Genomic DNA, 23,321 nt, shown 5'->3' on the forward strand with positions numbered 1-23,321 from the left:
ATCCTTGATTTGGATTGCTGAGATCAGACGGTAAAGTTTGTAGATCAAAGGTTCTCCAAAATTTGTATAGGCACATACAAACTTTGCTGTTCCTTCCACATTTATAGGACAAGGGGTTCGGCAGGTAATCGCCCTATTTGCACCAAGCCGGCGCATTGTCCATGATGGTGCAATGAGCGATTGGCAGATTCGAGGCTGGGCGGAGCAGATGTCGACCGGGTTGGCGGTGGTCGATGGGCAGTTGCGGGTGGAGTGGATCAATCCGGCTTTGGCGGAATTGCTGGGGTTGGGCTTGCGGCATGCGCAGGGGCAGCCGCTCGCAAGCTTGCTGCGTGATGCGGGGGTGGTGGAGCAGGCGGGGCGGAGTCTGGCGGAGCAGCGTTCGGTGCAGTGCCGTGGTGTGGCGTTGCCGGATACGCAAAGTGGCGGATTGCGGGTGGATGTGGCCCTGCAGCCATTGGATGCAGGGCGTCTGTTGGTGGAAGTGCATGTGCTGGCGGAATCGGCGTCGGCGTTGTCGCCACTGTCGGCCACGCTGCGTGGCTTCGCGCATGAGGTGAAGAATCCGCTGGCCGGATTGCGTGGCGCGGCGCAGCTGCTGCACCGTCGTCTGGACGATGCGGATATGCAGGCGCTGGCCGGGATGGTGATTGCGGAAGCCGATCGGCTGACGGCGTTGGCCAATCGTCTGTTGCATCACGATGGCGCGCCGCGTCTGGGGCCGGTGAATCTGCATCAGTTGTTGGAGCGTCTAAGCGATCTGATTCTGGCGGAACCTTCACCGCCGCGTGTGCGTCACGACTACGATCCGAGCTTGCCGGATGTGAACGGCGATGCCGATCGCTTGCAGCAGGTGATGCTCAATCTCGCGCGCAACGCGGTTGAGGCCGGTGCGCGGACGCTGACGTTGCGCAGTCGCGTTGAGCACGGCGTGCGTCTGGGTGAGCGGATGTTCCGTAGCGCGCTACGGCTGGATGTGATTGACGACGGCCCGGGCGTACCTGCGGCCTTGCGCGACACGTTGTTCGAGCCATTGGTGTCCGGTCGTGCAGATGGCACGGGACTGGGCCTGGCCTTGTCGCGCGAGATCGCCCATGAACATGACGGCGAGTTGCGCTATGTCAGCCGGCCGGGTGAAACCGTGTTCTCGCTTTATCTCCCCTTGCCGCCGCGCGTGGGTGTTGCCGCATCATCTTCGGGGCGTTCCGATGGCTAAGCACGCAGATACTTCCGGCATCTGGATTGTCGATGACGACCGCGGCGTACGCTTTGTGCTCGCCGAAGCGCTGCGCGATGCTGGTCTGGCCGTGCGCGAGTTTGGCGATACGGCCAGTGTGCGTGCTGCGTTGCGCGAGTCAGTGCCCGCGTTGCTAGTGACAGACGTGCGCATGCCAGGCGAAGGTGGTTTGGCGTTACTGGACGAATTGCGTGAGCGAAATATCGGTCCAGTGATCGTGATGAGTGCTTATACGGATGTCGCGACCACCGCGGCAGCGTATCGAGCGGGCGCAGTGGATTACCTGGCCAAGCCATTCGATTTGGATCAGGCGCTGGCTGCGGTGCAAAGAGCGCTGGCCGATGCGCCGCATGCCGACACCTTGCCAGAGTCCTCCGCGCCCGTGCCGCACGCACTGCTTGGCGAAAGCGCACCGATGCGCGAGGTATTTCGTCTGATTGGGCGCGTTGCCGCCAGTGATCTTAATGTCTTGATCACGGGTGAAACCGGCACTGGCAAAGAGTTGGTGGCGCGCGCGTTGCACGACGAAAGCGCACGCCGCGGCAAGCCCTTCGTAGCCCTGAATACGGCGGCGATTCCCAGCGAATTGCTGGAAAGCGAATTGTTCGGTCATGAGGCCGGTGCGTTCACCGGCGCGACACGCCGTGTGTCCGGGCGCTTCGAGCAGGCCGAGGGTGGCACACTGTTTCTGGATGAAATCGGCGACATGCCGCTGATCCTGCAGACACGTCTGCTGCGTGTGTTGGCGGGTGGCGAGTTCTATCGTGTGGGTGGTCGCGAGTTGATTCGCTGCAACGTGCGCATTATCGCGGCCACGCATCAGGATCTCGATGCGCGTGTCACGGCAGGACAATTTCGCGCTGACTTGAAGCACCGTCTCGATGTGGTGCGCATTGATTTGCCACCGCTGCGTCAGCGCCGCAGCGATATTCCCCTGCTGGCGCAACATTTCCTGGCGAGCGCCGTCCAGGAATTGAAGCTGCCGCCGAAGCGTTTCTCCAAGGCGGCATTGAAAGCTATAGCGCAGCACGATTTTCCGGGCAATGTGCGCGAGCTGGAGAATCTGTGCCGGCGTCTGGCGGTGATCGCTTCAGGCGCGGAAATTCTGCCTGCCGATCTGGGCAAATCCACCGACGCGCCGCGTGGCGATTGGACCGATGCCTTGCGTGATTGGGCAGAACGCGCGCTTGAGCATGGTGAGGCGGATATCCATACACGCGCTCGCGAAGCACTCGATCGCGTGCTGCTGGAAGCTGCGTTGGCTGCCAACGGTGGTCATCGCCAGCACGCGGCGGCGGCGTTGGGAGTGGGACGCAATACCTTGACGCGCAAGCTGGGTGCGTCGCGGGCGCGGCGCAAGTAACGAAGAGAAGAGTGGAGTCATACACGTGTCGATAACGATTCGCCTTGCCGAACGCGCTGATGTCGCAGCCGTGGCCGAATGGAATGCCGCCATGGCCTGGGAGACGGAGCACAAGAGACTGGATCCGGATGTGCTGACGCGCGGCGTATCGGCGGTCTTCGACGAGCCGCGACGCGGGTTTTACCTCGTCGCTGAGCACGAAGGCCGTGCGGCTGGCTGCTTGTTGGTGACCTATGAATGGAGCGATTGGCGAAACGGTGATTTGTGGTGGATCCAGAGTGTCTATGTGACGCCGGACGCGCGCCGGAGTGGTGTGTTTCGCGCGATGTATGCAGATGTGACGCAGCGTGCCAAAGCGAACGGTGCGGTGGGCTTGCGGCTTTATGTGGAGACGGAGAATGCGCGAGCCCAGCGCACGTACCATGAACTTGGCATGGAGCAGTGCCACTATTTTATGTATGAGCAGATGCTTTGACGTTTGCGCGCGGTGGTGGCGCGTCAACTAAAGGGATGCTGTTTATCAGGCCGTCTGCTCAGCCAGCCGCTGCTCCAGCGACTCCGCGGGCATCGGTGCGCCGAACAGGAATCCCTGCATCTGCGAGCAACCCGCTTCGCGCAGGAACGCACTCTGCACTTCGGTTTCCACGCCTTCAGCGATCACATCCTTGTTGAGGCTGCGTGCCATGGCGATGATGGCACTGGTGATCGCGGCGGTTTCCGCATCCTGGGTGATGTCGCGTACGAAAGCGCGATCGATCTTCAGTGCGTCCACCGGGAAGTGCTTGAGATAGGAAAGGCTGCTGTAGCCGGTGCCGAAATCGTCCAGTGACAAGCGCACGCCGCGCTGGCGGATGCGCCGCAGCAGGCGGATGGTGCCATCGCCGCCGGTCATCATAGTGCGTTCGGTGAGTTCCAGTTCCAGCAGGCTGGGATCGAGGCCGGTTTCGTTGAGAATGCTATCGAGGCGTTCGTAGAAGCCGGCGTACTGGAATTGCAGCGGCGAGACGTTGACCGATACCGGAATCGCCCGTCCTTCGCGTTGCCAGCGGCGTGCCTGCAGGCAGGCTTCGCGCAGCACCCAGGTGCCGATGGAAACGATCAGACCGGTGTCTTCGGCGACCGGAATGAATTGATCGGGCACGAACAGATCCTGGCCGTCGACTTGCAGTCGCAACAAAGCTTCCGCGCCGACGATGTGGCCAAGCCGTGCATCGACCTTGGGCTGGTATTGCAGCGACAGCTCGCCGTGCACAAGCGCGTGGCGCAGCACGTTTTCGATGCGCTGGCTGGCGACGGAGCGCTGGCTCATTTCCGGCGCGTAGAAGCAGTAGCCGTGACGGCCCTGGGTTTTCACTTCATACATGGCCGCGTCGGCGGTGCGCACCAGCGTATCCGGCTCAGTAGCGTCGCGTGGGAACAGACTGATGCCGATGCTCGCGCGGATATCGAGCGGCGGCAGGTGCGGAACATGCGTTTGCGAGCAGGCATCGAGCAGGCGTTGCGCATAACCGGCGGCTTCGTCGGCATCGTCCACGCGCGGCAACAACACTACGAATTCGTCGCCGGTATAGCGGAAGGCGATATCTTCGCTGTCGCGCAGGGTGCTACGGATCTGCTGCGCGACGGCTTGCAACACCTGATCGCCGACGCCGTGACCGAGCGTGTCGTTGATGCGACGGAAATGATCCAGATCCAGATAAAGCAGCGCACATTGGCGATGCCGCTGGGTGGCCATCGCCGTAGCCTGTTCGATGCGTGCGTAAAGCAGGCTTCGGTTGGGCAGGCCGGTGAGTGTGTCGTGCTGCGCCAGCTGGATCATCTTCAGCGCCAGCGTGCGGTTCTCGCTGATGTCGTGGCAAACCAGCACGCCACCGGTCACGTTGCCGGCGTGATCATGGATCAGCGCGGCGGAATTCTCGATGGGCGTTTCGAAGCCATTGCGATGCAGGAGAATGGCGCGGCCGCTGAAGTCGACGATGGCGTTGCGTCGCATGGCCTGACGCAGCGGGTTGTCCAGCGGCTGGCGATTGTTGATGTCACGCAGGCGGAACACGTCATCCAGGGGGCTGCCCTTGGCGTCGGCGGTGGACCAGCCGGTCATGGCCTCGGCAATCGGGTTGAGCGAGGTAATGTTAAGCGAGATGTCGGTGGTGATGACGGCGTCACCGATCGAATTGAGTGTGACTTCGGCCAGCTGGCGTTCGCGGAACAGCGCTTCTTCGTATTGTTTGCGCTTGGTGATGTCCTGCACCTGGCTCACGGCATAGTTCATCGCACCGGTGTCGCTGCGGACTTGCGCCACGCTCAGCAACACATGCACGATGTGCCCATCGCGGTGGATGTAGCGCTTTTCGGTTTGAAAAGCGTCACGCTTGCCGATGTTGAGCTGCGAGGCCAGCGCTTCACTCAGTGGCAGATCGTCGGGATGGGTGATGTCACGCCAGGTCAGCGCGCGCATTTCTGAGTCGCTGTAGCCAAGCATGTCGCACAAGGCCGCGTTCACTTGCTGATAGCGCCCGCTAGGCAGGATCAATGCCATGCCGACGGCCGCGTGATGGAAGGCTTGCGAAAAGCGTTGTTCGCTTTCGCGCAACTGCTCTTCCAGCGCGTGGCGTTCGGTGATGTCGGTGAATACGGTCAGTACACCGCGTTGCCGGCCGTATTCGTCCAGGTCGGGTGTAAAGCTGCCATGCACGTAGCGGCGGCGCGGCGCGCTGAACATTTCGCCTTCATAGCTGGCGTCGCGGCCGCCCAGTGCCTGCAGCAAGGGCGCGCGTATGCGCAGGTAGCTTTCCGGATCCATGACTTCGCTGAGCGGCCGACCGGTAATTTCCTGTGGATCGATGTCAAACCAGCGGCGGTGTGCCTCGTTGGCGAACACGAAGCGTTCGTCGCGATCGATATAGCAGATCAGTGCGGGCACGCTCTGCAACACGTGCGCAAGCAGGCTCGGCCCCGGCAGCGGGGGCGGCAGATCGCCATCGATGGGGTGTGTCACCTTCGGCATGCCGTTCCGGAATCAAGGCTGTTGGGCCTGCGTCCGCACATCATGCGCCGGACCGGGTGCGATTTGCATCATGCCTGCGTGCGTTATCGGTACGACGGACGGCATTCAATGCAAGGCGGTGGCCGGTGCGCTCAACTGCCCGCCTTCGTCCAGCTGAATACGGCCCAGGGCGTGCAGATCGTTGCTCGTGCCGAAGCGGTCGGCGAGCAGGGCGATCAGCGGTCCCAATGCTGCCGGTTGCAGAGGGTAGGCGTGCGCCAGCGCGCGAGCGCGGCCCGCCGGGCCGCGTTGCGCCACGGTGATGGCGACCACACCCAAACCCGCGGCTTCGTGCGCGAACAGTGTGGGCGGGTCGTAAGCAGGGTCGACGGGTGCAAGCGTTTCGGCCAGCCAACCTTGGCCGGACTCGGTTTGGCCGTCCGACGTTTCGTGAAGGAAAAGTGAAATTCCGTGAGCCTGCAGCAGAGCGGCGTACTGGCGCAGCTCGAAAACGGCACCGGCGAATGCGTGTCCGCGCTCGGCCATGTCACCACCCTGGGTGGCCAGCCAGCGTGCAGGGGACTGCGACCAGACCTTGCCATCGGCATAGCGCAAGGCCAGACCGCGTGCGCTGAGCGTGGATTCGTTGCGATAAGGCGTGAGCATGGCCGCTTCCAGCAATTGCCACAGCGGCGCCAGATTGACGTGTTCGTATTGCACACAGGTCAGCGCAAGCACGTCGTTGCGGCTGAGATAACGCGCGTGTTCCAGCTTTACACCGAAGCAGCGCATCAGCCAGTCCGCCGTGCGTGTGCCGGTTTCGCCGCGGCCGACCAACTCCACTTCCAGGCGCTCGGACAATTCGCCAGCCAGTGATTCGGGCACCAGCAAGCTCATCGGCAATAGCCGCATGGGACCGTCGGCGTAGGCCGGATCCGGCTCCAGCGACTGCGCTGGCATGTGACCGTCGTGGCTGCCGAACGCCACCACGTTTTCCAGCTGGCTGCGAGGAATGCGACGTGCAAGTTCGTCCAGGGTGGCCCACACCGGGAAGCCGGGGCGCAACAACTCGACCGCATCGAACAAGGCGCCCGCCAGCGCGAGCCGTGCCTTCGCTACATCGGGAACCAGCTTGTGCAGATCGTCGGCAATCAGCGATGCCAGCTCGGCGGCTTCATCACGGCTGAGGCTCAGGCGTTGCGGGTGTTCGCCGGCTGACAATTCCAACGCCAGAACGATCGGTAAGGCTTGCAGCGGACCGGCTTCCACAGGACATTCCCTAAAACAAAGGCTGCAAGTGTAACAGGGTGTTGAAAAACAGCCTGTTAGTAGGGCTTTTGGCGAGCCGCATGCAAGCAGGCTTTGCGATACGGCGCGCAAGGCCAACCTATACGCAGGGAAAACACAAGCCGGAACTCTCCCACTATTCCTGTCACGCCCGCTGATTGTGAGACCGTACGGGCTTTCGCTGCGACACGCAGCGGGTTAGCCTTGCCAGACTCAAGCTGTCTCTGGACCAGTCAGGCTATGGAAAACACGCTGCAGCGCGTCGGTGTCATCGGCGGTGTGCGCATCCCGTTCTGTCGCAACAACACGGCGTACGCGGATGTGGGCAACTTCGGCATGTCGGTGAAGGTGCTGGGCGCGTTGGTCGAGCGGTTCGGGCTGCATGGCGTGGAACTGGGCGAAGTGGCAATGGGGGCGGTGATCAAGCACTCCTCCGAATGGAACCTGGCCCGCGAAGCCCTGCTGAGCTCCGGCCTGGCGCCGACTACCCCGGGCATCACCACCGCACGCGCCTGCGGTACCTCGTTGGACAACGCCATCATCATCGCCAACAAGATCGCCACCGGGCAGATCGAGGCGGGTATTGCCGGCGGTTCGGATACCACCAGCGACGTGCCGATCGTCTACAGCCAGCGCCTGCGCAAGCGCCTGCTGGCGGTCAATCGCGCCAAGACGCCGATGGAAAAGCTGAAAACCGCCTTGCGTGGGTTTTCCCTGAGCGAATTGAAGCCGTCCTTTCCGGGCGTGGCCGAGCCGCGCACCGGCATGTCGATGGGCGACCACTGCGAAAAGATGGCCAAGGAGTGGCATGTCGGCCGCCAGGATCAGGACCGGATCGCGCTGGAAAGCCATCGCAAGCTGGCTGCCGCATATGAAGCGGGCTTCTTCGAAGATCTGGTGATTCCGTTCCGTGGCTTGAAGCGGGATGGTTTCCTGCGTCCGGACACCACCATGGAAAAGCTGGCCACGCTCAAGCCTGCGTTCGACAAGACTTCGGGGCTGGGTACGCTTACTGCGGGCAACTCCACGGGTCTTTCCGATGGCGCGGCGGCTGTGCTGCTGGCGAATGAGTCGTGGGCAGCGAAGCGTGGGTTGAAGATCCAGGCCTGGCTGCGCGATGCGGAAGTATCGGCGGTGGATTTTGTGCATGGCGAAGGCCTGCTGATGGCCCCCACCGTGGCGGTGCCACGCATGCTGGCCCGGCATGGCCTGACCTTGCAGGACTTCGATTTCTACGAGATCCACGAAGCCTTTGCCGCGCAGGTGCTGTGCACGCTGCGCGCGTGGGAATCGGCCGATTACTGCAAGAACCGGCTCGGTCTCGATGCCCCGCTGGGCAGCATCGATCCGGCCAAGCTCAATGTGCATGGCTCCAGCCTTGCCGTCGGCCATCCGTTTGCAGCCACCGGCGCGCGCATCATCGCCACGCTGGGCAAGCTGCTGGAAGAGAAGGGTTCCGGCCGCGGGTTGATTTCCATTTGTACGGCTGGTGGCATGGGCGTCACCGCGATCCTTGAGCGCAACTGAGCGCCGCACCGCGACGCGTTTCTTATGCTTCGCCTGCGCACCACGACCTCGCTGAGTGTGCTTGCACTGATCATCGGTGTCGCGGGTACGCAGTGGCTGAGTGATCAGACTGGCAACCGTGCCGAGTCGCTGGCTGCGCATGGTGTCCATCATGCGGTAGTGCATCGCGCTGTTGCACAGCATGTCGTGCGTCGGGAGCATCCGGCTTCCGTGCGACGGGTGACGTATGTGAGTGCCCGTGGCCCTTCGGTGCCGTTACATGCGCCGGCTGCGACTGTCGTTCCTCGCAGCGATGCGGTCGCATGGATACCGGTATCCATGCCGGTGTCATCGATACCGTTTGCGCAGATGCGAAACCACGATGCGGGCAGCCTTGTGCTTCATCTGGTGGTTGATGGTCAGGGGCAGGTTACGCAAGCGACGTTGGCGCAATCGAGTGGCGATGCAGTGTTGGATGCGAATGCGTTGGCAATTGCGCGGCGCTGGAGGTTTGCGGTGTCGGCTGATCATCCGCAGGGGTTCAGTGGGGATTTGCCGTTGAGCTTTGGTTCGGGGGCGGCGCAGTTTGCGCAGATGCCATAGGGATTTGCGCGAATATATGCGCGGAAGACGTCTTTAGCACAACGATAGATTCCGCCTCAGCGTCATCCCGGCGAAGGCCGGGATCCATTTCCAAAGCGACCACGGATCCCGGCCTTCGCCGGGATGACGGTGAGGAAGGATGGAGTTTGCTAAAAGTGGAGATCCACACGGCATCTCAGAGAACCCCCTTAACTCCCGCCCCAAACGCCGTAATCAACCGCGTATAAAGCAGCTTCGGCGAAATGGCTACGTCCGGAAAATCGCCCACTGACTCATAGCAGCGACTGAAATCCGGATTGTTCGGTTGCATCGGCAGGCAGTTGGGTTTCAGTTGGTAGCTGGTGGCGTAGCGGAACGGCCAGATGTCGAAGAAGGGCAGCTTGGCGGAGATATCGCCGATCACCTGGCTGATCTGCCCGAGCACGGGAATGGTGGGTTTGCGTGGTGCGATGATCCAGGCATTTTGCGGTTCCGTCGCGCGCAGGATCGAGGCGCGCAGTTGGCTGGCGAAGCGCTGGTCGTAAACGATCACGCCGGCTTCGGTGTTGTAGTGGTCCGAGCGCGGATCGAAGTTGTGCGAGCCGACCATGGCGAAGCTATCGTCGACTACCAGGGATTTTGCATGCAGGCCAAAGCGGCGGCCGGCGCTGATCAGCGGCGCGGGACGGTTGCGCTTGCCGTTGCTGCCGAACAGGCCGGGGCGGCGATCGGTGCCAGGAAAGCGCTTTTTTGTGGCGCCAAGCAAGCCGGGAACGATGCTTGTTTCGTCGTCATCGTCGTCCTGGTCGATCACGTTTGCCTGTACATACGCGTCGTCGGCGAGCGGGGCGTGCGGCTTCATTTCATAGATGTCGAAGCCGTACTGAGTGAGGTAGCTCTTGCGGTGTTTATACGACACCGCATACACCGCAAAGGCATCGGTGGATGCCAGTGAATTGGTGGAGACGGTGATCTGCGGTCGCGAGGCTTCCTTGTGCAGCCTCTTGAAGATTTTCTGCGCGCGCCGGCTCATCACCAGATACGGCGTCTGCAGCACCACTTCGTGTTGCGCGTGGCCGATCAGGTGCATCAGGTTGGTGGTGAATTGCTGGGCGTCGCGCTTGTCCGGTTGTTCGGTTTTTGCGGGGCGATCGCTGAAATATTCCACCTTGCCGGTCATCAGGCTGGGGTTGATCAGGTGCTCGGTCAGCCAGTCCAGATCCTGTGCTTCGTCGACAGCATCGTTTACGCGCGCTGGATAGGCATAGTGCGGTTCCGGCCACGGTGGCGGATGAGGGTCGTCGATAATCAGTCGGTTCACATCACGCAGATGTGTCAGTGGTACGGAGCGCTTGAGGTTCCAGAACAGGTTGAAACTGGCTGCCATCTGTTGCGCAGCCGGGCCGCCGACCATGATGTCGCGATCGACGTAATTGAAATCGTTATCCCAGTTGAAATAGCGGTCCTGGTAATTGCGCCCGCCCGTGATGCCAATGCTGTTGTCCACTAGCAGCAGTTTGTTGTGCATGCGCTGGTTGAATTTCATGAAGCAGCAAACAACGCCCGCCGCGAATTCCAGCGGCGGCGTGCGCGATTTGTTGAAGGTCGGGTTGTACAGGCGCACATGCAGGTTCGGACTGACGCGCGTCAGTCGTTCGAGCAAGACAGGATCTTCGAACGAGAACAGTTGGTCGGCGAGGATGCGTACTTTCACGCCGCGCCGTGCCGCGCCAATCAGCTCGTTGAGCAAGAGCTGCCCGAGGTCGTCTTCGTCCCAGATATAGGTCTGCACATCAATGGATTGCCGTGCGGCGCGAATCAGGTTGATGCGTGCGACCAGGGCGGCTTCGCTGTCGTCGAGCAGGGTGACGACATGCTCAGGCTGTTGCGTCGTGGAATGGGCAAGGGCGTCAGTGGCGGCATCGAGCAGCGGTGAAGGGTTGGCGCAATGATCGTCGCGCTGGCACGTCGTCTGCCGATCGACGCTGGTGTCTACGACGCTGTCGGCGTGTTTGATCTGCGCACGCGTCAGCGTGCAGCCTTGCAACAAGGCGGCCAGCAATAAACCGACAACGAGACCGCAACGGAGCTGCATGCGGTCATGATAACGGCGGCTCAGCGATTTTCGGGTTGCAGGGTGATGCTCAGATTCAGGTCCACGCTATCGGAGATGGCCAGGTGATCGCTGGTCATGCCGAACGTGCTGCGCTGGAGATTCCCATGCAGCGTGATGCGGCAAGGTGTCGGGCTCAGCTGCTCGCAATGAACCGGTTGCACGGCGAACTGGATGGGCGCGGTCACGCCGCGCAAGGTCAGGTAACCGGTCAACATGCCGCCGCGATCCAGGTCGCCCTGCGCGATCGGATTGGAAACGAAATGGATGGTCGGATGGTGTCCGGCGTCGAAGAAGGACGGCGCCAGCACCCATCGACGCATGCGGGTGGAGGGCATGGCAACGCTGTCCACTGAAATGGTGGCGTCGACCACCCAGCTATCAGGATGCGGTCCGGGGACGACATCACCCATCACCTGGGTGAAATTGCCGTCGACGTGATCAAGCCAGAACAGGCGAACCTCAAAGGTGGCCTGCGAAGCGGTGGGGTCGATGCGGTAATCGGTTTCGGTGGCCGCGGCGCTGGCCGATAAGAGGACGAGCAGCGCGAGTGCAAGCCGCCTCACGGCGACCAGAAGGCATCCAGCCGGGCGCTGCCGGGTTCCAGTGCTCCATCCAGGTGGAGCACGGCCAAACCTGCGGGCGGCATGCCGCGGAATTCATCGGAACGACCTTCGACCAGCAAAGCGACCAGACGCTCGATGCCCGGGTTGTGGCCGACCAGTAGCACGGTCCTGGCATCCAGGTGCTGGTCGAGCAGGGCCAGCAGTTCGCCAGGGGTGGCGTTGTAGATCTCTTCCGAGGTCTGTATGGCGGGTATGCGATCGAACGCGGCAAGCGCCAGGGTGGCGGTCGCGCAGGTGCGTTCGGATGGCGAGGACAGCACGCGATCAGGGTGCACGCCGTGGGATTTCAGCCATTTGCCGGCATCCCGTGCCTCTTGCTCGCCGCGTCCGCTGAGCCGCCGCACGGCATCCTCCCCACCCGGTGGTGCAGGCTGGGCTTCGGCGTGTCGCAGCAGGATCAGTTCGTGCATAGGTGCTCCGCGTCGAAAAGGCTCTGGTCAGATTCTACGTAGACCGCGACAGTTTTTGGGTGGTGCCAAGGCTGGCGTTGTCCGCCAGCGCTTGTCTGGTGCGTAACGGTTAATGCTGACGTTTGATCCAGCGTAGCAGTGGTGCCCAGTCCTGTTGGTGCCCGCGTACCTGCTCGGAGCCGTAATCAAAAATGCCCTTACCCAGCGAGGTCAGCAGCACGTAGGCCTGGGTGTCGCGCAACTGTGCCACGACCGGGAACGGTGCCTGCTCGGCCAGTTGCGCGATCGCTTCCTGGCTGGCGTGCGTCCAAGGCTTAAGGCGGTTGCCGATCAACGCCACGGGCAACTTGCCGCGCTTGATCCGGCTGATGCTGCGCAGATGCTGCACGAAGTTCAGGGTGGCATGCAGGTCGAACGAAGAGGGCAGCACGGGCACCAGCAGCACGTCAGCCTTTTCCAGGTACGGTTCGAGTTCTTTCTCGTGCGAGCCGGCCGCGGTGTCGATCAGTACGCGATCGGTGTCGTCGGGCAGTTTGTCCAGCGCCCTGCGACCCCCTTCGGTGGCCAGTACGCCGGGTACGTTATCCGGGCGAAGCGTGGCCCAGCGATAGCTGGAACCCTGCGGATCGCCGTCGACGATCGCTGTGCGCTTGTTGTCCTGCGCCCAATGCGAAGCCAGCTGGGTAACCAGCGTGCTCTTGCCGCAACCGCCTTTGCTGCTTGCTACCAACACGGTAAGCATCGGTTACCCCTGATGGCGTGAGGTGGGGTCAAGGGTAGCTTTTGAGTCGTGAATAGGGAATGGGGAATCGGGAAAGCGTGGCGCGATGTACTTTTCGCCTTTCTCTACTCCCGACTCCCTATCGCCGGCTATCAATGCGGCTGCCAATCCGCCGGTGCGTCGGTGGGGATGCCGTCGTCATGCAGTGCGGCCAGCACCAGGCTCATCTGGGTGCCGCCGCTGCGGGCCAGGGACAACAGGTGCTGCGATTGCGCCTTGTCGTTCTGCGCGCGCAAAGACAGGGCGGCGAAGTTCTGTACCTGCCAGATCAGGTTGCGGCGGGCGTTCTTGGCATCTTGCTGCTGGGCCGGATCGGCGTTGAGCACTTCCCGCAGGTGCAAGCCCAGTGAGCGGGCCAGCGGACTGGAACCCCACTCGAGCAATTTGCCCAGCTTCAGGCAGTCGTCCTTGATCGAATCGTCCTTGGGTGCGTTGGCCTCGCAGTACTGGGCGGTATCACGCAGCGCCGGCTGCGGCATGGCGGCAGCAGTGCCGAACACGATCAGTGCCTGCACACCTTCCGCGCCAGCGGCGGAGTTCGGGTCCAAGGTGGCGGCTGGCGGCGGCAGGGTGCTGACCGTACCGGCCAGCGCCTGCAGGCCGACACCGCTGTAGTCGTCGTACAGCTTGGCGGCGGCGGCCTTGGCCAGATCCTGGCGCGCGTCATCCTTCTTGGACGTATTGGCGTCCTGGCTCAGCTTGAGCAGCCAGACTGCTGCGTTGTCCGGCGCTTGCTGCACCAGTTGCGCCAGGGCATTGCTGTTGGGGCAATCGCCTTGGGTTTGTGGATTGCAATCGGCCAGGCGTGCCCAGGTCACCGCGGGGCCGGCGCCGTCGGCATGCGAGGCGCGGTCGATCAGGGCGTGGAAACTGACAATCTTGGCCTGGCTCGGCAGCGGTCGCGCCAGCAGGGCAGCGGAAAGCAAGCGCAAGGGATCGGCGCTGGGTGCCAGCACGCTGACCAGGTCGCTCTGGAACGAGAGCAAGGCCTTGTTGCGGGCCTCCGCGGCGTTGACGGCACTGGGTGCGGCCTTGGCCTGTGGTTGGGCCAGGACGGTGGTCGATGCGCCAAGCAGGCAGGCGAGAGTGAGGGCAAGAGGGCGCCATCCACGCATGGGTAAAGTGCTCCGTCGTTCATAAAAGACGGCAGCATAACCGGCCCGGATTGAGGATGTTCTGAACAACTGCCGCCAGATTGTCCCTTTCATGGCTGGCTGGGTGCCTGCTCTTGCTAGGATGCCCGCTTGCCGTTGGGGTACGCAGGAGAATGCTGTGGAGTCGTTTTCGATGTTGGCCGAAGGGCATGCCCCATGGTTTGTGGGGTGGGGCACGTTGGCCTTGATCAATGCCGGTTTGGCGCAGGGCAAGAACCGAAGCGGTTTGCTGTGGTTCGTGTTGTCCCTGCTGTTTGGTCCGTTCGCCACCCTGGTACTGGTGCTGTTGCCAAAGGTGCGCGACCGGATTTTCTAGATCGGGAATCGAGAATCAGGAATGGCTAAGAGCAGAAGCGCTGCTGCGCTTCTGCTTTTGCGGTGCCTGATTCTTTCATCCCGATGTTCGGCGCTTATTGTTCGCCCAGCGCTTCGCGCATGAATTCGGGCAGCGCCAGCGCGCCCTTGTGCACGTCGGCGTTGTAGTAACGCGTGGTGAAGTTCTTGCTGAGCGCACCGCGTTCGCGGAAGCCGGCCAAGTCGCCGCCTTTGCGCGCCATGGTGCAGCTCCACCAGCCGGTGGGGTAGCACGGCTGTGGGAAGGGCAAGGTTTTCACTGCGTTGAAGCCGGCGGTACGCATGGCGGCGCGCATCGACTTGATCAGCTCAAGGTGAGCGATCGGCGATTCGCTCTGCTGCACCAGGATGCCGCCGTGACGCAGCGCCTTGTGGCAGCTTGCGTAGAAGGCTGCATTGAACAGGCCTTCGGCCGGACCGACCGGATCGGTCGAGTCGACGATGATCAGGTCCAGCGATTCCGGCTCGGCCTCGGCCATGTACTTGATGCCGTCGATGAACAGCAATTCGGCGCGCGGATCGTTGTTCGATTCGCACAGCTCCGGGAAATACTGCTCGGCCAGACGCGTCACGCGCTCATCGATTTCCACCTGCACGGCGTGCTCGACTTCCTCATGTTTGAGCACTTCGCGCAGCGTGCCGCAGTCACCGCCGCCGATGATCACCACGCGCTTGGCGCGCGCATGCGTGAACAGCGCCGGGTGAGTCATCATCTCGTGGTAGAGAAAATTGTCGCGGCTGGTCAGCATCACGCAGCCGTCGATCACCATCAGGTTGCCCCAGTCGGTGGTCTGATAGATCTCGATGGTCTGGAACGGCGTTTTCTCCGCATGAAGCGGCTTCTCCAAGCGATAACCGATGGAGGAACCGGAAGCCTGATGTGCTTCGGTGAACCAGCTGGGCTGCGACATGACGGGGAGATCCTGCAAATCGTAGTTAAAGAGACGTGATTGTAGCGGCAACCGCAGGCGGCGTCCCGGCGGAGCTGACCTCAAATTGTCGCCGTACCCCATTACAATAGGAATTCGGGCTGTCACCTCGGACGGCCCGCCAAGCCCTTCCGGCCCCGCGGCGTGCGAGGCTTCCGGCCGGTGGACTTAGCGTTCGTCAAGGCTCGCCGCTGCGACGATGTCATCCCCTGGGCCTGTCTAGCGGCCCACCAAAGAGGAGATACCGTCACATGGCGAATCCCTGGAATACCGACATCGCCCGTCACACCTACGCCGTATCCAACTGGAGCGACGGCTATGTCGATATCAATGAGTCCGGCGATATCGTGATGCGCCCGCGCGGTCCGCGCGGTCCGGCCTTTTCGCTGCCCGAGATTGTCGAGCGTGCACGCACCGAAGGCTTGCGTCTGCCGCTGCTCGTGCGTTTCCCCGACATCCTGGCCGACCGCCTGGCGCGGCTGCAGGGCGCGTTCGCCAAGGCCATTGGCGAATGGAATTATGCGGGTGGTTACACGGCCATCTATCCGATCAAGGTCAATCAGCAGCGCGGCGTGGTCGCGGAGCTGGTCGCGGCGGGTGAGCATGGCTTCGGCCTGGAAGCCGGTTCCAAGCCGGAGCTGATGGCGGTGCTGGCGATGGCGCGTCCCGGTTCCATCGTCATCTGCAACGGCTACAAGGATCGCGAATACATTCGACTGGCGCTGATCGGGCGCAAGCTGGGTCTGCGCATCCATATCGTGATCGAGAAGCCGTCGGAGCTCGAACATGTGATCGCCGAGGCGAAGGCGCTGAACGTGGAACCCCTGCTCGGTGTGCGCGTGCGCCTGGCTTCGATCGGCGCTGGCAAGTGGCAGAACACGGGCGGCGACAAGGGTAAGTTCGGCCTGTCGCCGGCGCAGATCCTGGGTCTGGTCGAGCGCCTGGACAAGGCGGGTTTGAAGCACACACTCAAGCTGCAGCATTTCCATATGGGCTCGCAGATTTCCAACGTGCGCGACATCGCCAACGGCATGCGCGAGGCCACACGCTATTTCGTGGAGCTCACCCGTCTGGGCGTGCCGCTGGAAATCGTCGACGTCGGCGGCGGCCTGGGCGTGGACTATGAAGGTTCGCGTTCGCGCAGCCACAACTCGATCAACTATTCGCTGGAACAGTACGCGGCCACCATCGTGCAGTCGCTGGCCGAGGCGGTAGAAGCGGAAGGGCTGAAGGCACCGCACATCCTCACCGAAGCCGGGCGCGCGATGACTGCGCATCACGCGGTCATGGTGGTGAACGTGAGCGAAGTTGAAGCCGTCCCTACCGGCAGTCTGCCACCCGTCGATGGAGACGAACCCACCGTGCTGCGTCATCTGCGCGAAGTGCATGACGAACTGGGTACGCGTCCGCCGCTGGAACTGTTCCACGAAGCGCAGCATCACTTGCAGGAAGGTCAAACCTTGTACGCGCTGGGTCAGCTATCGCTGGCCGATCGCGCACGTCTGGATGAGTTGTATTACGCCATCGTCAACGCAGTGCGCGCGCGGCTGTTGCCGGCCGAGCGCGCCCATCGCCAGGCGCTGGACGATCTGGACGAAAAGCTGGTCGACAAGTACTTCGTCAATTTCTCGGTGTTTGAATCGATACCGGATGTGTGGGCCATCGATCAGATCTTCCCGATTACGCCGATCGCCCGTTTGAACGAACAGCCCACGCGTCGCGGCGTGCTCGTCGACCTCACCTGCGATTCCGATGGACGTATCGACAACTACGTCGATGCCGACGGTGTGGATGTAAGCCTTCCACTTCATGCCCTCAAGGAAAACGAGGCCTATCGCCTCGGCATCTTCATGGTCGGCGCCTATCAGGAAACGCTCGGCGACATTCATAACCTCTTCGGCGATACCGATGCGGTCAATGTGCGTGTGGATAACGGTAACTACGTGTTTGCGCACAAGCGCCGGGGCGATACCACCGATTTGATGCTGGACTACGTTGGCTATGACCTTGAAGCGCTTCGCCGCAGCTATCGTGAACGCATTGCCGCTTCCAGTATAGCTGGCGAGCAAGCCGAGAGCCTGTTTGTAACATTGAATGAAGGTCTGACCGGCTATACCTACCTTTCCGAGGGCGCGCGTTAGCGACATGGCCCGGGTGCTTCGAAAGTTTTCGAGGCACCCTCGCCACCCACCAATGTGCTGCCCAACATTCCCTTTCCCCCATCCGAAGGAGTGGCACATGGCAAGTCTCGACGGCAAAGTTGCATTGATCACGGGCGCAGCAAGCGGCCTGGGCAAGGCAATCGCTGAGCTTTATGCGAAGAATGGTGCGGCCGTGGCAATCGCCGACATCAACCAGCAGGCGGCGGATGCTGCTGCGGCAGAGATCAAGGCAGCCGGCGGCAAGGCCATCGGCATCGAAATGGATGTCACCGACGAAGCGGCGGTGAACGCCGGTACGGATAAGACGGTCGAGGCTTTCGGCAGTCTCGACGTTCTGATTTCCAACGCGGGTGTGCAGATCATCAATCCGATCGACCAGTTTTCGTTTGCGGATTGGAAAAAGATGTTGGCGATCCATCTGGATGGTGGCTTCCTCACCACCAAGGCCGCGCTCAAGCACATGTACAAAGACAACCGTGGTGGCACGGTGATCTACATGGGTTCGGTGCATTCGCACGAAGCCTCCAAGCTGAAGTCCGCCTATGTCACCGCCAAGCACGGCTTGCTGGGTCTGGCGCGTACGCTGGCGAAGGAAGGCGCGCCGCATAACGTGCGCTCCCATGTGATCTGTCCTGGTTTCGTGCGCACGCCGCTGGTGGAAAAGCAGATTCCTGAGCAGGCCAAGGAACTGGGTATCAGCGAAGCGGACGTGATCAAGAACGTGATGCTGAAGGACACCGTGGACGGCGTGTTCACCACCGTCGATGACATCGCGCAGACGGCGCTGTTCCTGGCGGCATTCCCGAGTGCGGCACTGACCGGCCAGAGTTTCGTGGTCAGCCACGGTTGGTACATGCAATAAGGGTTCGCTTTGCCCCTCTGGAGCAGCCTCGTTCTTGCGTTGCCCTTTTTTGCCGTCATTCCCGCGAAGGCGGGAATCCATTTTGCTCTGATGCAAAAAGGCGAAGATGGATTTCCGCTTTCGCGGGAATGACGGCGAGGAACGGTGGGCACGGCTGTCCGGGGCAGTATCTTCAGACAAGGAAATTCAAATGAAAATCGCCGACGTCAAAGCCAATGCCTTCGCCATGCCGTTGACCAGTCCTGCGTTCCCGAAGGGACCGTACCGCTTCGTCAACCGCGAATTCCTGGTCATTACTTATCGCACCGATATGGACGCGCTGCGCGCCATGGTGCCGGAGCCGCTCGAAGTCACCGATCCGATCGTGAAATACGAGTTCATCCGCATGCCCGACTCCACCGGCTTCGGTGACTACACCGAATCGGGGCAGGTCATTCCGGTCAGTTTCCGCGGTGAGAAGGGCGGCTATGTGCATGCCATGTATCTCAACGACCATCCGCCGATTGCTGGCGGTCGTGAATTGTGGGGTTTCCCGAAGAAGCTCGCCACGCCGGTACTGGACACGGAAATCGATACGCTGGTGGGCACGCTGGATTACGGCAAGGTGCGCGTCGCCAAAGCCACCATGGGCTTCAAGCATGCCGAGGCCGATCACAAAGCTATCTTGGCGGGTTTGGCCGCGCCAAGCTTCCTGTTGAAGATCATTCCGCACGTGGACGGCACGCCGCGCATTTGCGAACTGGTGCGCTACTTCACCACCAACGTCACCTTGAAGGGTGCATGGACCGGACCGGCGTCGCTGGAACTGCATCCGCATGCGCTGGCGCCGGTGGCAGATCTGCCCGTGCTGAAGGTGGAATCGGCCGCGCATTACATCACCGATCTCACGCTCGACCTGGGGACGGTGGTTTACGATTATCTCGACGAAAAGAACGCTTAGGAGTCGACGCATGGCCGCGCAAAAAACGCCGTCAGCCAAGACCGCGACGAAGCATCCCGTGCAGGATGCGTACAAGGTCACCGCCCTGGTTCTGCAGGGTGGTGGTGCATTGGGTGCTTACCAGGCGGGCGTCTATCAGGCGCTCGATGAGGCGGGTTTGCATCCGAACTGGATTGCCGGCATTTCGATCGGTGCGTTGAACGCTGCCATCATCGCCGGTAATCCGCCGGAGCAGCGGGTCGAAAAGCTGACCGAATTCTGGGAGACGATCTGCAAATCGGCGCTATGGCCGAATCGGCCAGCGTTCCCCTGGTCGGAAAATTTCGCGTTTCCGCAGATCTTCCGTGATGGCGTCAACGCGCTGGCAGCATGGCGAGCGTTGACCGAAGGCCAGTCAGGTTTCTTCCAGCCGCGCGTGCCGCCACCGTTGCTGCAGTGGCACGGCAATCCCGGTACGGCGAGTTGGTACGACACCGCGCCGCTGCGTGAAACGCTGGAACGCCTGGCTGATTTCGATCGCATCAATCATCCGAGCTGCTTGCGCGTGTCGGTAGGTGCGGTGAATGTGCGCACCGGCAACTTCGCTTATTTCGACAATCGTCATGAAAAACTTCGGCCGGAACACTTCATGGCGTCGGGCGCATTGCCGCCCGGTTTTCCGGCGGTGGAAATCGATGGCGAGTATTACTGGGATGGCGGCATGGTTTCCAACACGCCGCTATACAAGGTGCTTACCGAGCGGCCGCATCACGATTCGCTGATCTTTCAGGTGGATTTGTGGAGCGCATCAGGCGCTTTGCCACGTGACATGGGCAGTGTGGCCGAGCGCTCGAAGGACATCCAGTTCTCCAGCCGCACGCGTCTGATCACCGAATACATGCATCAGAGCCGCGAACAGCAACGGCTATTGCACGAGTTGATGGAGCTGGTGCCGGAAGCCAAACGCACGGATCCAGCTTTTCGTCGTGCAGAGCGGTATGCGAACGGTGCACTGACCAACCTCATCCACCTGATCTATCGCGACAAGCCCTATGAAGGGCATTACAAGGATTACGAGTTCAGCGCCGCCACCATGCATGAGCACTGGCAAAGTGGTCTGACTGATATGCGGCACACGCTAACGCAACCGCATTGGCTTGATCCACCGAAGGCAGATAATCCGTTCGTGACACACGATGTGCATCGCAGCTGAGTGCTGCGGCGAGGAAGCGAGACGACATGCAAGATAACAGGGGTGAGCCGGCCGCAGCCGTGGAGCGGTTCTTCGGTGTCCGCGCGGCCGGTTCCCATGTCCGCGTGGAGGTGCTGGCTGGCATCACCACCTTCCTGACCGCGATGTACATCATCGTGGTCAACCCGGCTGTACTCGCACAGGGTGGCGTCCCGTTCTCCGCCGCACTGACAGCCACTGTGCTGGTGAGTTTCTTCGGCAGTTGTGCGATGGGCTTGTATGCGCGCAACCCTGTGTTGGTGGCGCCGGGCATGGGCATGAACGCGTTATTTGCCTTCGTGATGGTGCATGGTGGCGGCATGCCCTGGCAGACGGCGCTGGGTTGTGTGTTCTGGTCGGGCGTGATCTTCGCGTTGCTGGCATTGCTCAACGTGCGCAAGCTGGTGGTGGATGCCATCCCGGAAAATCTGCGCCATGCCGTTTCCTGCGGCATTGGGCTGTTCATCACCTTGATCGGCCTGGTCAACGCCAAGTTCATCGTCGGTGATCCGGTGACATTGGTGCATTCGGCCAAGCTCAATCCGGTGTTGCTGACTTTCCTGGCCGGGCTGGCGCTGACCGTTTTCCTGGTTGCCCGGCGCGTCAAGGGTGCACTGATGATCGGCATTGTGCTGACCACGGTACTGGCGATACCCATTGGACGCTGGTGGGGCGATGGTAGTGCCTACGGTGCGACGGCAACGTTGGTGAATTGGCAGGGCTTCGTCGCGCGGCCGGACTTTTCAGCCATCGGCCAGCTCGATCTGCTTGGTTCGCTGAAGCTGGCGTACTGGCCCTTTATCTTCGTCATGCTGTTCACGTCATTTTTCGACGCCCTGTCCACCTTCATGGCGGTGTCGGACGTGGGAAATCTGGTGGATGAGCACGGCGATCCGCGCAACATCCGTCAGTCGATGATGGTCGATGCGTTTTCGGCGCTGGTGTCGGCGCCGCTCGGTACCAGCCCGGCGAATGCGTTCATCGAATCGGCCGCCGGTATCTCGCAGGGCGGACGTACCGGATTGGTGGCGGTGGTGGCGGGGCTGTGCTTCCTCCCGTTCCTGTTCCTGTCGCCGCTGCTTTCGCTGGTGCCGGCCATTGCGACGGCACCTGCCTTGATCCTGGTCGGCGTGTTCATGATCGAGTCGATCACCCGCATTGAGTGGCATCGGTTCGACGAGGCCGTACCGGCGTTCGTGGCGATGATCCTGATCCCGCTGACCTATTCGATCACCGATGGCGTGGCATACGGATTTCTTGCGTATGCGCTGCTCAAGCTTGCGACCGGGCGTGCGCGCGAAGTAAAGCCGGCGATGTGGGTGATCGTGGCGCTGGCCATCGTGTTGCTGGCGCACCTTTGATGCGCGCTTGCCTTCCGGTGTGCAGCGCCTGGACTCGGGCCATGCGCCATACTTGGCAATAAGCACGCTCTAATTGGTACAACCGAATTACTGAAGGAAAACGCATGACCCTCAAGGCAGCATTTATCGGCCTCGGCGCCATGGGTGCGCCCATGGCAGGACATCTGAAGCAGCGGGGATTGCTGCATGCCGTGGCCAACCGCTCGCACGACAAGGCTGTTGCTCTGGCGAGCGAGCTTGGTGTTGAGGCACCCGGCAGTTTGGCGGAGCTCGCGCCGCAGTGCGATGTGATCGCGCTGTGTGTGACGGCGGATGCCGATGTCATCAACACGGTCGAGGCGCTCGCGCCGCATCTAAAACCCGGCACCATTGTGATTGATCACTCTACCGTCGCACCCAATACGGCCAAACAGGCGGCGGCACGCTTGCAAGCCGTCGGCGCGCATTTCCTCGATGCGCCCGTATCCGGCGGCGTGGAAGGTGCGAAAAACGGCAAGCTTTCCGTCATGGTTGGTGGCGACGCGGCAGTGCTGGAACGCGCGCGCCCGGTACTGGAAGCCTATGCCTTGCGCATCACCCATCTTGGCGATGTCGGCGCAGGGCAAGCGACCAAGGCAGTGAACCAGGTGCTGGTGGCGGGTATCGCGCAGGCGGTGTGTGAAGGGCTGGCGCTGGGTGAAGCGCTCGGTCTCGATCCGGAACGCTTGATCCCGACGCTGGGCGCGGGCGCGGCGGGCAACTGGTTTCTCGAAAAGCGCGGCGCCACCATGCTGAAGAACGAATTCGGGGTGGGCTTCAAGCTTGCCTTGCTGCATAAGGATCTGGGCATCGTGCGTGGCATTGCTGAAAAGGCTGGCACCTCGCGCGAAGTTATCGAGCGCTCGCTCGCTGATTACGCGGAGCTGATGAAGCAGGGGCACGGTGATGACGACATCTCCGGTTTGATCCGCCTCAAGCGTCGTCATTGATTCACGGAATGCTCACTTGTTGAGGACTATGCAGGCGCTTGCCGGACGAGGCATGGTTCGGCAGCACCTGGCTTGGCAGCTGATACAGCCAGGAGACGAAGCCCGGTACTACTCATGTAGTGAGGAGGGTATTCATGAATATCGTCAGCCTGATCATCCAGCTCGTTTCCGGTGCCATCGGTGGCAATGTCGCCGGCGCGGCGATTAAGAGCTATAGCCTCGGCACATTGGGCAATTCCATCGCGGGGATTCTTGGTGGCGCCATCGGCGGACACATTTTGAGTGCCGTGCTGGGCGCAGGAAACGGTGCGGCGGCGGCTGGTGCAGCCAGCGCAAGCATGGATCCGTCATCGATTCTGAGCAATGTCGCAGGTGGCGGCGTGGGTGGCGCCATCCTGATGATCATTGTGGGCTTGATCCGATCCAAGCTCGGCAAATCGGGCAACTGAAACGCAAAACAGACAAGGGCGCCATAGGCGCCCTTGTCGTG

Annotated in this window: 21 protein-coding genes; 13 read left to right on the top strand and 8 right to left on the bottom strand. The window is 61.7% G+C overall.

Going from position 1 to position 23,321, the window contains the following annotated elements; translation table 11 throughout:
• Positions 1 to 172 precede the first annotated feature (172 nt).
• Genes ISN74_RS00405 through ISN74_RS00415 form a run of 3 tightly spaced genes read left to right on the top strand, consistent with a single transcriptional unit; the run spans position 173 to position 3,075 of the window.
• Positions 173 to 1,216, top strand: a complete 1,044-nt coding sequence (locus tag ISN74_RS00405) for a two-component system sensor histidine kinase NtrB (RefSeq protein ID WP_188796298.1) — start codon at positions 173 to 175, stop codon at positions 1,214 to 1,216.
• Positions 1,209 to 2,600 (top strand): nitrogen regulation protein NR(I), encoded by a 1,392-nt coding sequence (gene ntrC / locus ISN74_RS00410; protein WP_188796300.1) that lies wholly within the window; start codon positions 1,209 to 1,211, stop codon positions 2,598 to 2,600. Before ISN74_RS00405 ends, ntrC begins: the two co-directional genes overlap by 8 nt.
• 25 nt (positions 2,601 to 2,625) lie before the next feature.
• The gene (locus ISN74_RS00415; RefSeq protein WP_188796302.1) at positions 2,626 to 3,075 is read left to right on the top strand and encodes a GNAT family N-acetyltransferase; all 450 of its coding nucleotides are present in this window, start codon (positions 2,626 to 2,628) and stop codon (positions 3,073 to 3,075) included.
• A gap of 45 nt (positions 3,076 to 3,120) precedes the next feature.
• On the opposite strand, the gene ISN74_RS00420 is transcribed toward ISN74_RS00415, so the two are convergent.
• Together ISN74_RS00420 and ISN74_RS00425 are read right to left on the bottom strand one after the other, a co-directional pair.
• Entirely contained in the window at positions 3,121 to 5,607 is a 2,487-nt protein-coding gene (locus ISN74_RS00420) for a sensor domain-containing protein (RefSeq protein WP_188796304.1), read from the bottom strand.
• 105 nt (positions 5,608 to 5,712) lie between these two features.
• A complete protein-coding gene (locus tag ISN74_RS00425) occupies positions 5,713 to 6,855 on the bottom strand; it encodes a hypothetical protein (protein ID WP_188796306.1) in 1,143 nt (380 codons plus the stop codon).
• Positions 6,856 to 7,113: 258 nt separating this feature from the next.
• Between ISN74_RS00425 and ISN74_RS00430 the strand changes: the two genes are divergently transcribed.
• Together ISN74_RS00430 and ISN74_RS00435 are read left to right on the top strand one after the other, a co-directional pair.
• Positions 7,114 to 8,400, top strand: a complete 1,287-nt coding sequence (locus ISN74_RS00430) for an acetyl-CoA C-acetyltransferase (RefSeq protein WP_188796308.1) — start codon at positions 7,114 to 7,116, stop codon at positions 8,398 to 8,400.
• Positions 8,401 to 8,424: 24 nt separating this feature from the next.
• Positions 8,425 to 8,982, top strand: a complete 558-nt coding sequence (locus ISN74_RS00435; RefSeq protein ID WP_188796310.1) for an energy transducer TonB — start codon at positions 8,425 to 8,427, stop codon at positions 8,980 to 8,982.
• 175 nt (positions 8,983 to 9,157) lie between these two features.
• Here the strand turns inward: ISN74_RS00435 and ISN74_RS00440 are convergent, their stop codons facing one another.
• The 5 genes from ISN74_RS00440 to ISN74_RS00460 form a co-directional block, all read right to left on the bottom strand.
• Positions 9,158 to 11,056, bottom strand: a complete 1,899-nt coding sequence (locus ISN74_RS00440; RefSeq protein WP_188796312.1) for a phospholipase D-like domain-containing protein — start codon at positions 11,054 to 11,056, stop codon at positions 9,158 to 9,160.
• Between the two features lie 20 nt (positions 11,057 to 11,076).
• On the bottom strand, positions 11,077 to 11,640 hold the full coding sequence (locus ISN74_RS00445) for a YceI family protein (protein ID WP_188796314.1): 564 nt from the start codon (positions 11,638 to 11,640) through the stop codon (positions 11,077 to 11,079).
• Positions 11,637 to 12,110: a SixA phosphatase family protein gene (locus ISN74_RS00450; protein WP_188796316.1), complete on the bottom strand. Its 474-nt coding sequence runs from the start codon at positions 12,108 to 12,110 to the stop codon at positions 11,637 to 11,639. The genes ISN74_RS00445 and ISN74_RS00450 overlap by 4 nt, the downstream gene beginning before the upstream one ends.
• A gap of 109 nt (positions 12,111 to 12,219) precedes the next feature.
• Positions 12,220 to 12,852, bottom strand: a complete 633-nt coding sequence (locus ISN74_RS00455) for a nucleotide-binding protein (RefSeq protein ID WP_188796318.1) — start codon at positions 12,850 to 12,852, stop codon at positions 12,220 to 12,222.
• A gap of 131 nt (positions 12,853 to 12,983) precedes the next feature.
• Positions 12,984 to 14,006 (bottom strand): hypothetical protein, encoded by a 1,023-nt coding sequence (locus tag ISN74_RS00460; RefSeq protein ID WP_188796320.1) that lies wholly within the window; start codon positions 14,004 to 14,006, stop codon positions 12,984 to 12,986.
• 172 nt (positions 14,007 to 14,178) lie between these two features.
• Here ISN74_RS00460 and ISN74_RS00465 point away from each other — a divergent pair, with 172 nt between their 5' ends.
• Positions 14,179 to 14,361 carry an antitermination protein NusB gene (locus ISN74_RS00465; protein ID WP_188799423.1) on the top strand — a complete coding sequence of 61 codons (183 nt, stop codon included), beginning with the start codon at positions 14,179 to 14,181 and terminating at the stop codon, positions 14,359 to 14,361.
• A gap of 94 nt (positions 14,362 to 14,455) precedes the next feature.
• On the opposite strand, the gene speE is transcribed toward ISN74_RS00465, so the two are convergent.
• Positions 14,456 to 15,310, bottom strand: coding sequence for a polyamine aminopropyltransferase (speE, locus tag ISN74_RS00470; protein WP_188796322.1), 855 nt, complete (start codon positions 15,308 to 15,310; stop codon positions 14,456 to 14,458).
• A gap of 269 nt (positions 15,311 to 15,579) precedes the next feature.
• Between speE and speA the strand changes: the two genes are divergently transcribed.
• The 7 genes from speA (at position 15,580) to ISN74_RS00505 (ending at position 23,280) form a co-directional block, all read left to right on the top strand.
• A complete protein-coding gene (gene speA, locus ISN74_RS00475; protein ID WP_188796324.1) occupies positions 15,580 to 17,469 on the top strand; it encodes a biosynthetic arginine decarboxylase in 1,890 nt (629 codons plus the stop codon).
• Positions 17,470 to 17,566: 97 nt separating this feature from the next.
• Positions 17,567 to 18,352 carry a 3-hydroxybutyrate dehydrogenase gene (locus tag ISN74_RS00480; RefSeq protein ID WP_188796327.1) on the top strand — a complete coding sequence of 262 codons (786 nt, stop codon included), beginning with the start codon at positions 17,567 to 17,569 and terminating at the stop codon, positions 18,350 to 18,352.
• 190 nt (positions 18,353 to 18,542) lie between these two features.
• Entirely contained in the window at positions 18,543 to 19,292 is a 750-nt protein-coding gene (locus ISN74_RS00485; RefSeq protein WP_188796329.1) for an acetoacetate decarboxylase, read from the top strand.
• A 10-nt stretch (positions 19,293 to 19,302) separates the two neighbouring features.
• On the top strand, positions 19,303 to 20,484 hold the full coding sequence (locus ISN74_RS00490) for a DUF3734 domain-containing protein (RefSeq protein ID WP_188796331.1): 1,182 nt from the start codon (positions 19,303 to 19,305) through the stop codon (positions 20,482 to 20,484).
• Positions 20,485 to 20,510: 26 nt separating this feature from the next.
• On the top strand, positions 20,511 to 21,863 hold the full coding sequence (locus ISN74_RS00495; protein WP_188796333.1) for an NCS2 family permease: 1,353 nt from the start codon (positions 20,511 to 20,513) through the stop codon (positions 21,861 to 21,863).
• 104 nt (positions 21,864 to 21,967) lie between these two features.
• Positions 21,968 to 22,831 carry an NAD(P)-dependent oxidoreductase gene (locus ISN74_RS00500; protein ID WP_188796335.1) on the top strand — a complete coding sequence of 288 codons (864 nt, stop codon included), beginning with the start codon at positions 21,968 to 21,970 and terminating at the stop codon, positions 22,829 to 22,831.
• A 134-nt stretch (positions 22,832 to 22,965) separates the two neighbouring features.
• Positions 22,966 to 23,280, top strand: a complete 315-nt coding sequence (locus ISN74_RS00505) for a hypothetical protein (protein WP_188796338.1) — start codon at positions 22,966 to 22,968, stop codon at positions 23,278 to 23,280.
• Positions 23,281 to 23,321 lie beyond the last annotated feature (41 nt).

The organism is Dyella caseinilytica (assembly GCF_016865235.1).
In the GTDB taxonomy this organism is placed as follows: domain Bacteria; phylum Pseudomonadota; class Gammaproteobacteria; order Xanthomonadales; family Rhodanobacteraceae; genus Dyella_B; species Dyella_B caseinilytica.

Coding starts and splice junctions, on each gene's coding strand:
- ISN74_RS00485 (WP_188796329.1), top strand. CDS start 18,543: ATGAAAATCGCCGACGTCAAAGCCAATGCCTTCGCCATGCCGTTGACC.
- ISN74_RS00435 (WP_188796310.1), top strand. CDS start 8,425: ATGCTTCGCCTGCGCACCACGACCTCGCTGAGTGTGCTTGCACTGATC.
- ISN74_RS00450 (WP_188796316.1), bottom strand. CDS start 12,110: ATGCACGAACTGATCCTGCTGCGACACGCCGAAGCCCAGCCTGCACCA.
- ISN74_RS00430 (WP_188796308.1), top strand. CDS start 7,114: ATGGAAAACACGCTGCAGCGCGTCGGTGTCATCGGCGGTGTGCGCATC.
- ISN74_RS00460 (WP_188796320.1), bottom strand. CDS start 14,006: ATGCGTGGATGGCGCCCTCTTGCCCTCACTCTCGCCTGCCTGCTTGGC.
- speE (WP_188796322.1), bottom strand. CDS start 15,310: ATGTCGCAGCCCAGCTGGTTCACCGAAGCACATCAGGCTTCCGGTTCC.
- ISN74_RS00455 (WP_188796318.1), bottom strand. CDS start 12,852: ATGCTTACCGTGTTGGTAGCAAGCAGCAAAGGCGGTTGCGGCAAGAGC.
- ISN74_RS00480 (WP_188796327.1), top strand. CDS start 17,567: ATGGCAAGTCTCGACGGCAAAGTTGCATTGATCACGGGCGCAGCAAGC.
- ISN74_RS00490 (WP_188796331.1), top strand. CDS start 19,303: ATGGCCGCGCAAAAAACGCCGTCAGCCAAGACCGCGACGAAGCATCCC.
- ntrC (WP_188796300.1), top strand. CDS start 1,209: ATGGCTAAGCACGCAGATACTTCCGGCATCTGGATTGTCGATGACGAC.
- ISN74_RS00495 (WP_188796333.1), top strand. CDS start 20,511: ATGCAAGATAACAGGGGTGAGCCGGCCGCAGCCGTGGAGCGGTTCTTC.
- ISN74_RS00440 (WP_188796312.1), bottom strand. CDS start 11,056: ATGCAGCTCCGTTGCGGTCTCGTTGTCGGTTTATTGCTGGCCGCCTTG.
- speA (WP_188796324.1), top strand. CDS start 15,580: ATGGCGAATCCCTGGAATACCGACATCGCCCGTCACACCTACGCCGTA.
- ISN74_RS00465 (WP_188799423.1), top strand. CDS start 14,179: ATGTTGGCCGAAGGGCATGCCCCATGGTTTGTGGGGTGGGGCACGTTG.
- ISN74_RS00500 (WP_188796335.1), top strand. CDS start 21,968: ATGACCCTCAAGGCAGCATTTATCGGCCTCGGCGCCATGGGTGCGCCC.
- ISN74_RS00420 (WP_188796304.1), bottom strand. CDS start 5,607: ATGCCGAAGGTGACACACCCCATCGATGGCGATCTGCCGCCCCCGCTG.
- ISN74_RS00405 (WP_188796298.1), top strand. CDS start 173: ATGAGCGATTGGCAGATTCGAGGCTGGGCGGAGCAGATGTCGACCGGG.
- ISN74_RS00505 (WP_188796338.1), top strand. CDS start 22,966: ATGAATATCGTCAGCCTGATCATCCAGCTCGTTTCCGGTGCCATCGGT.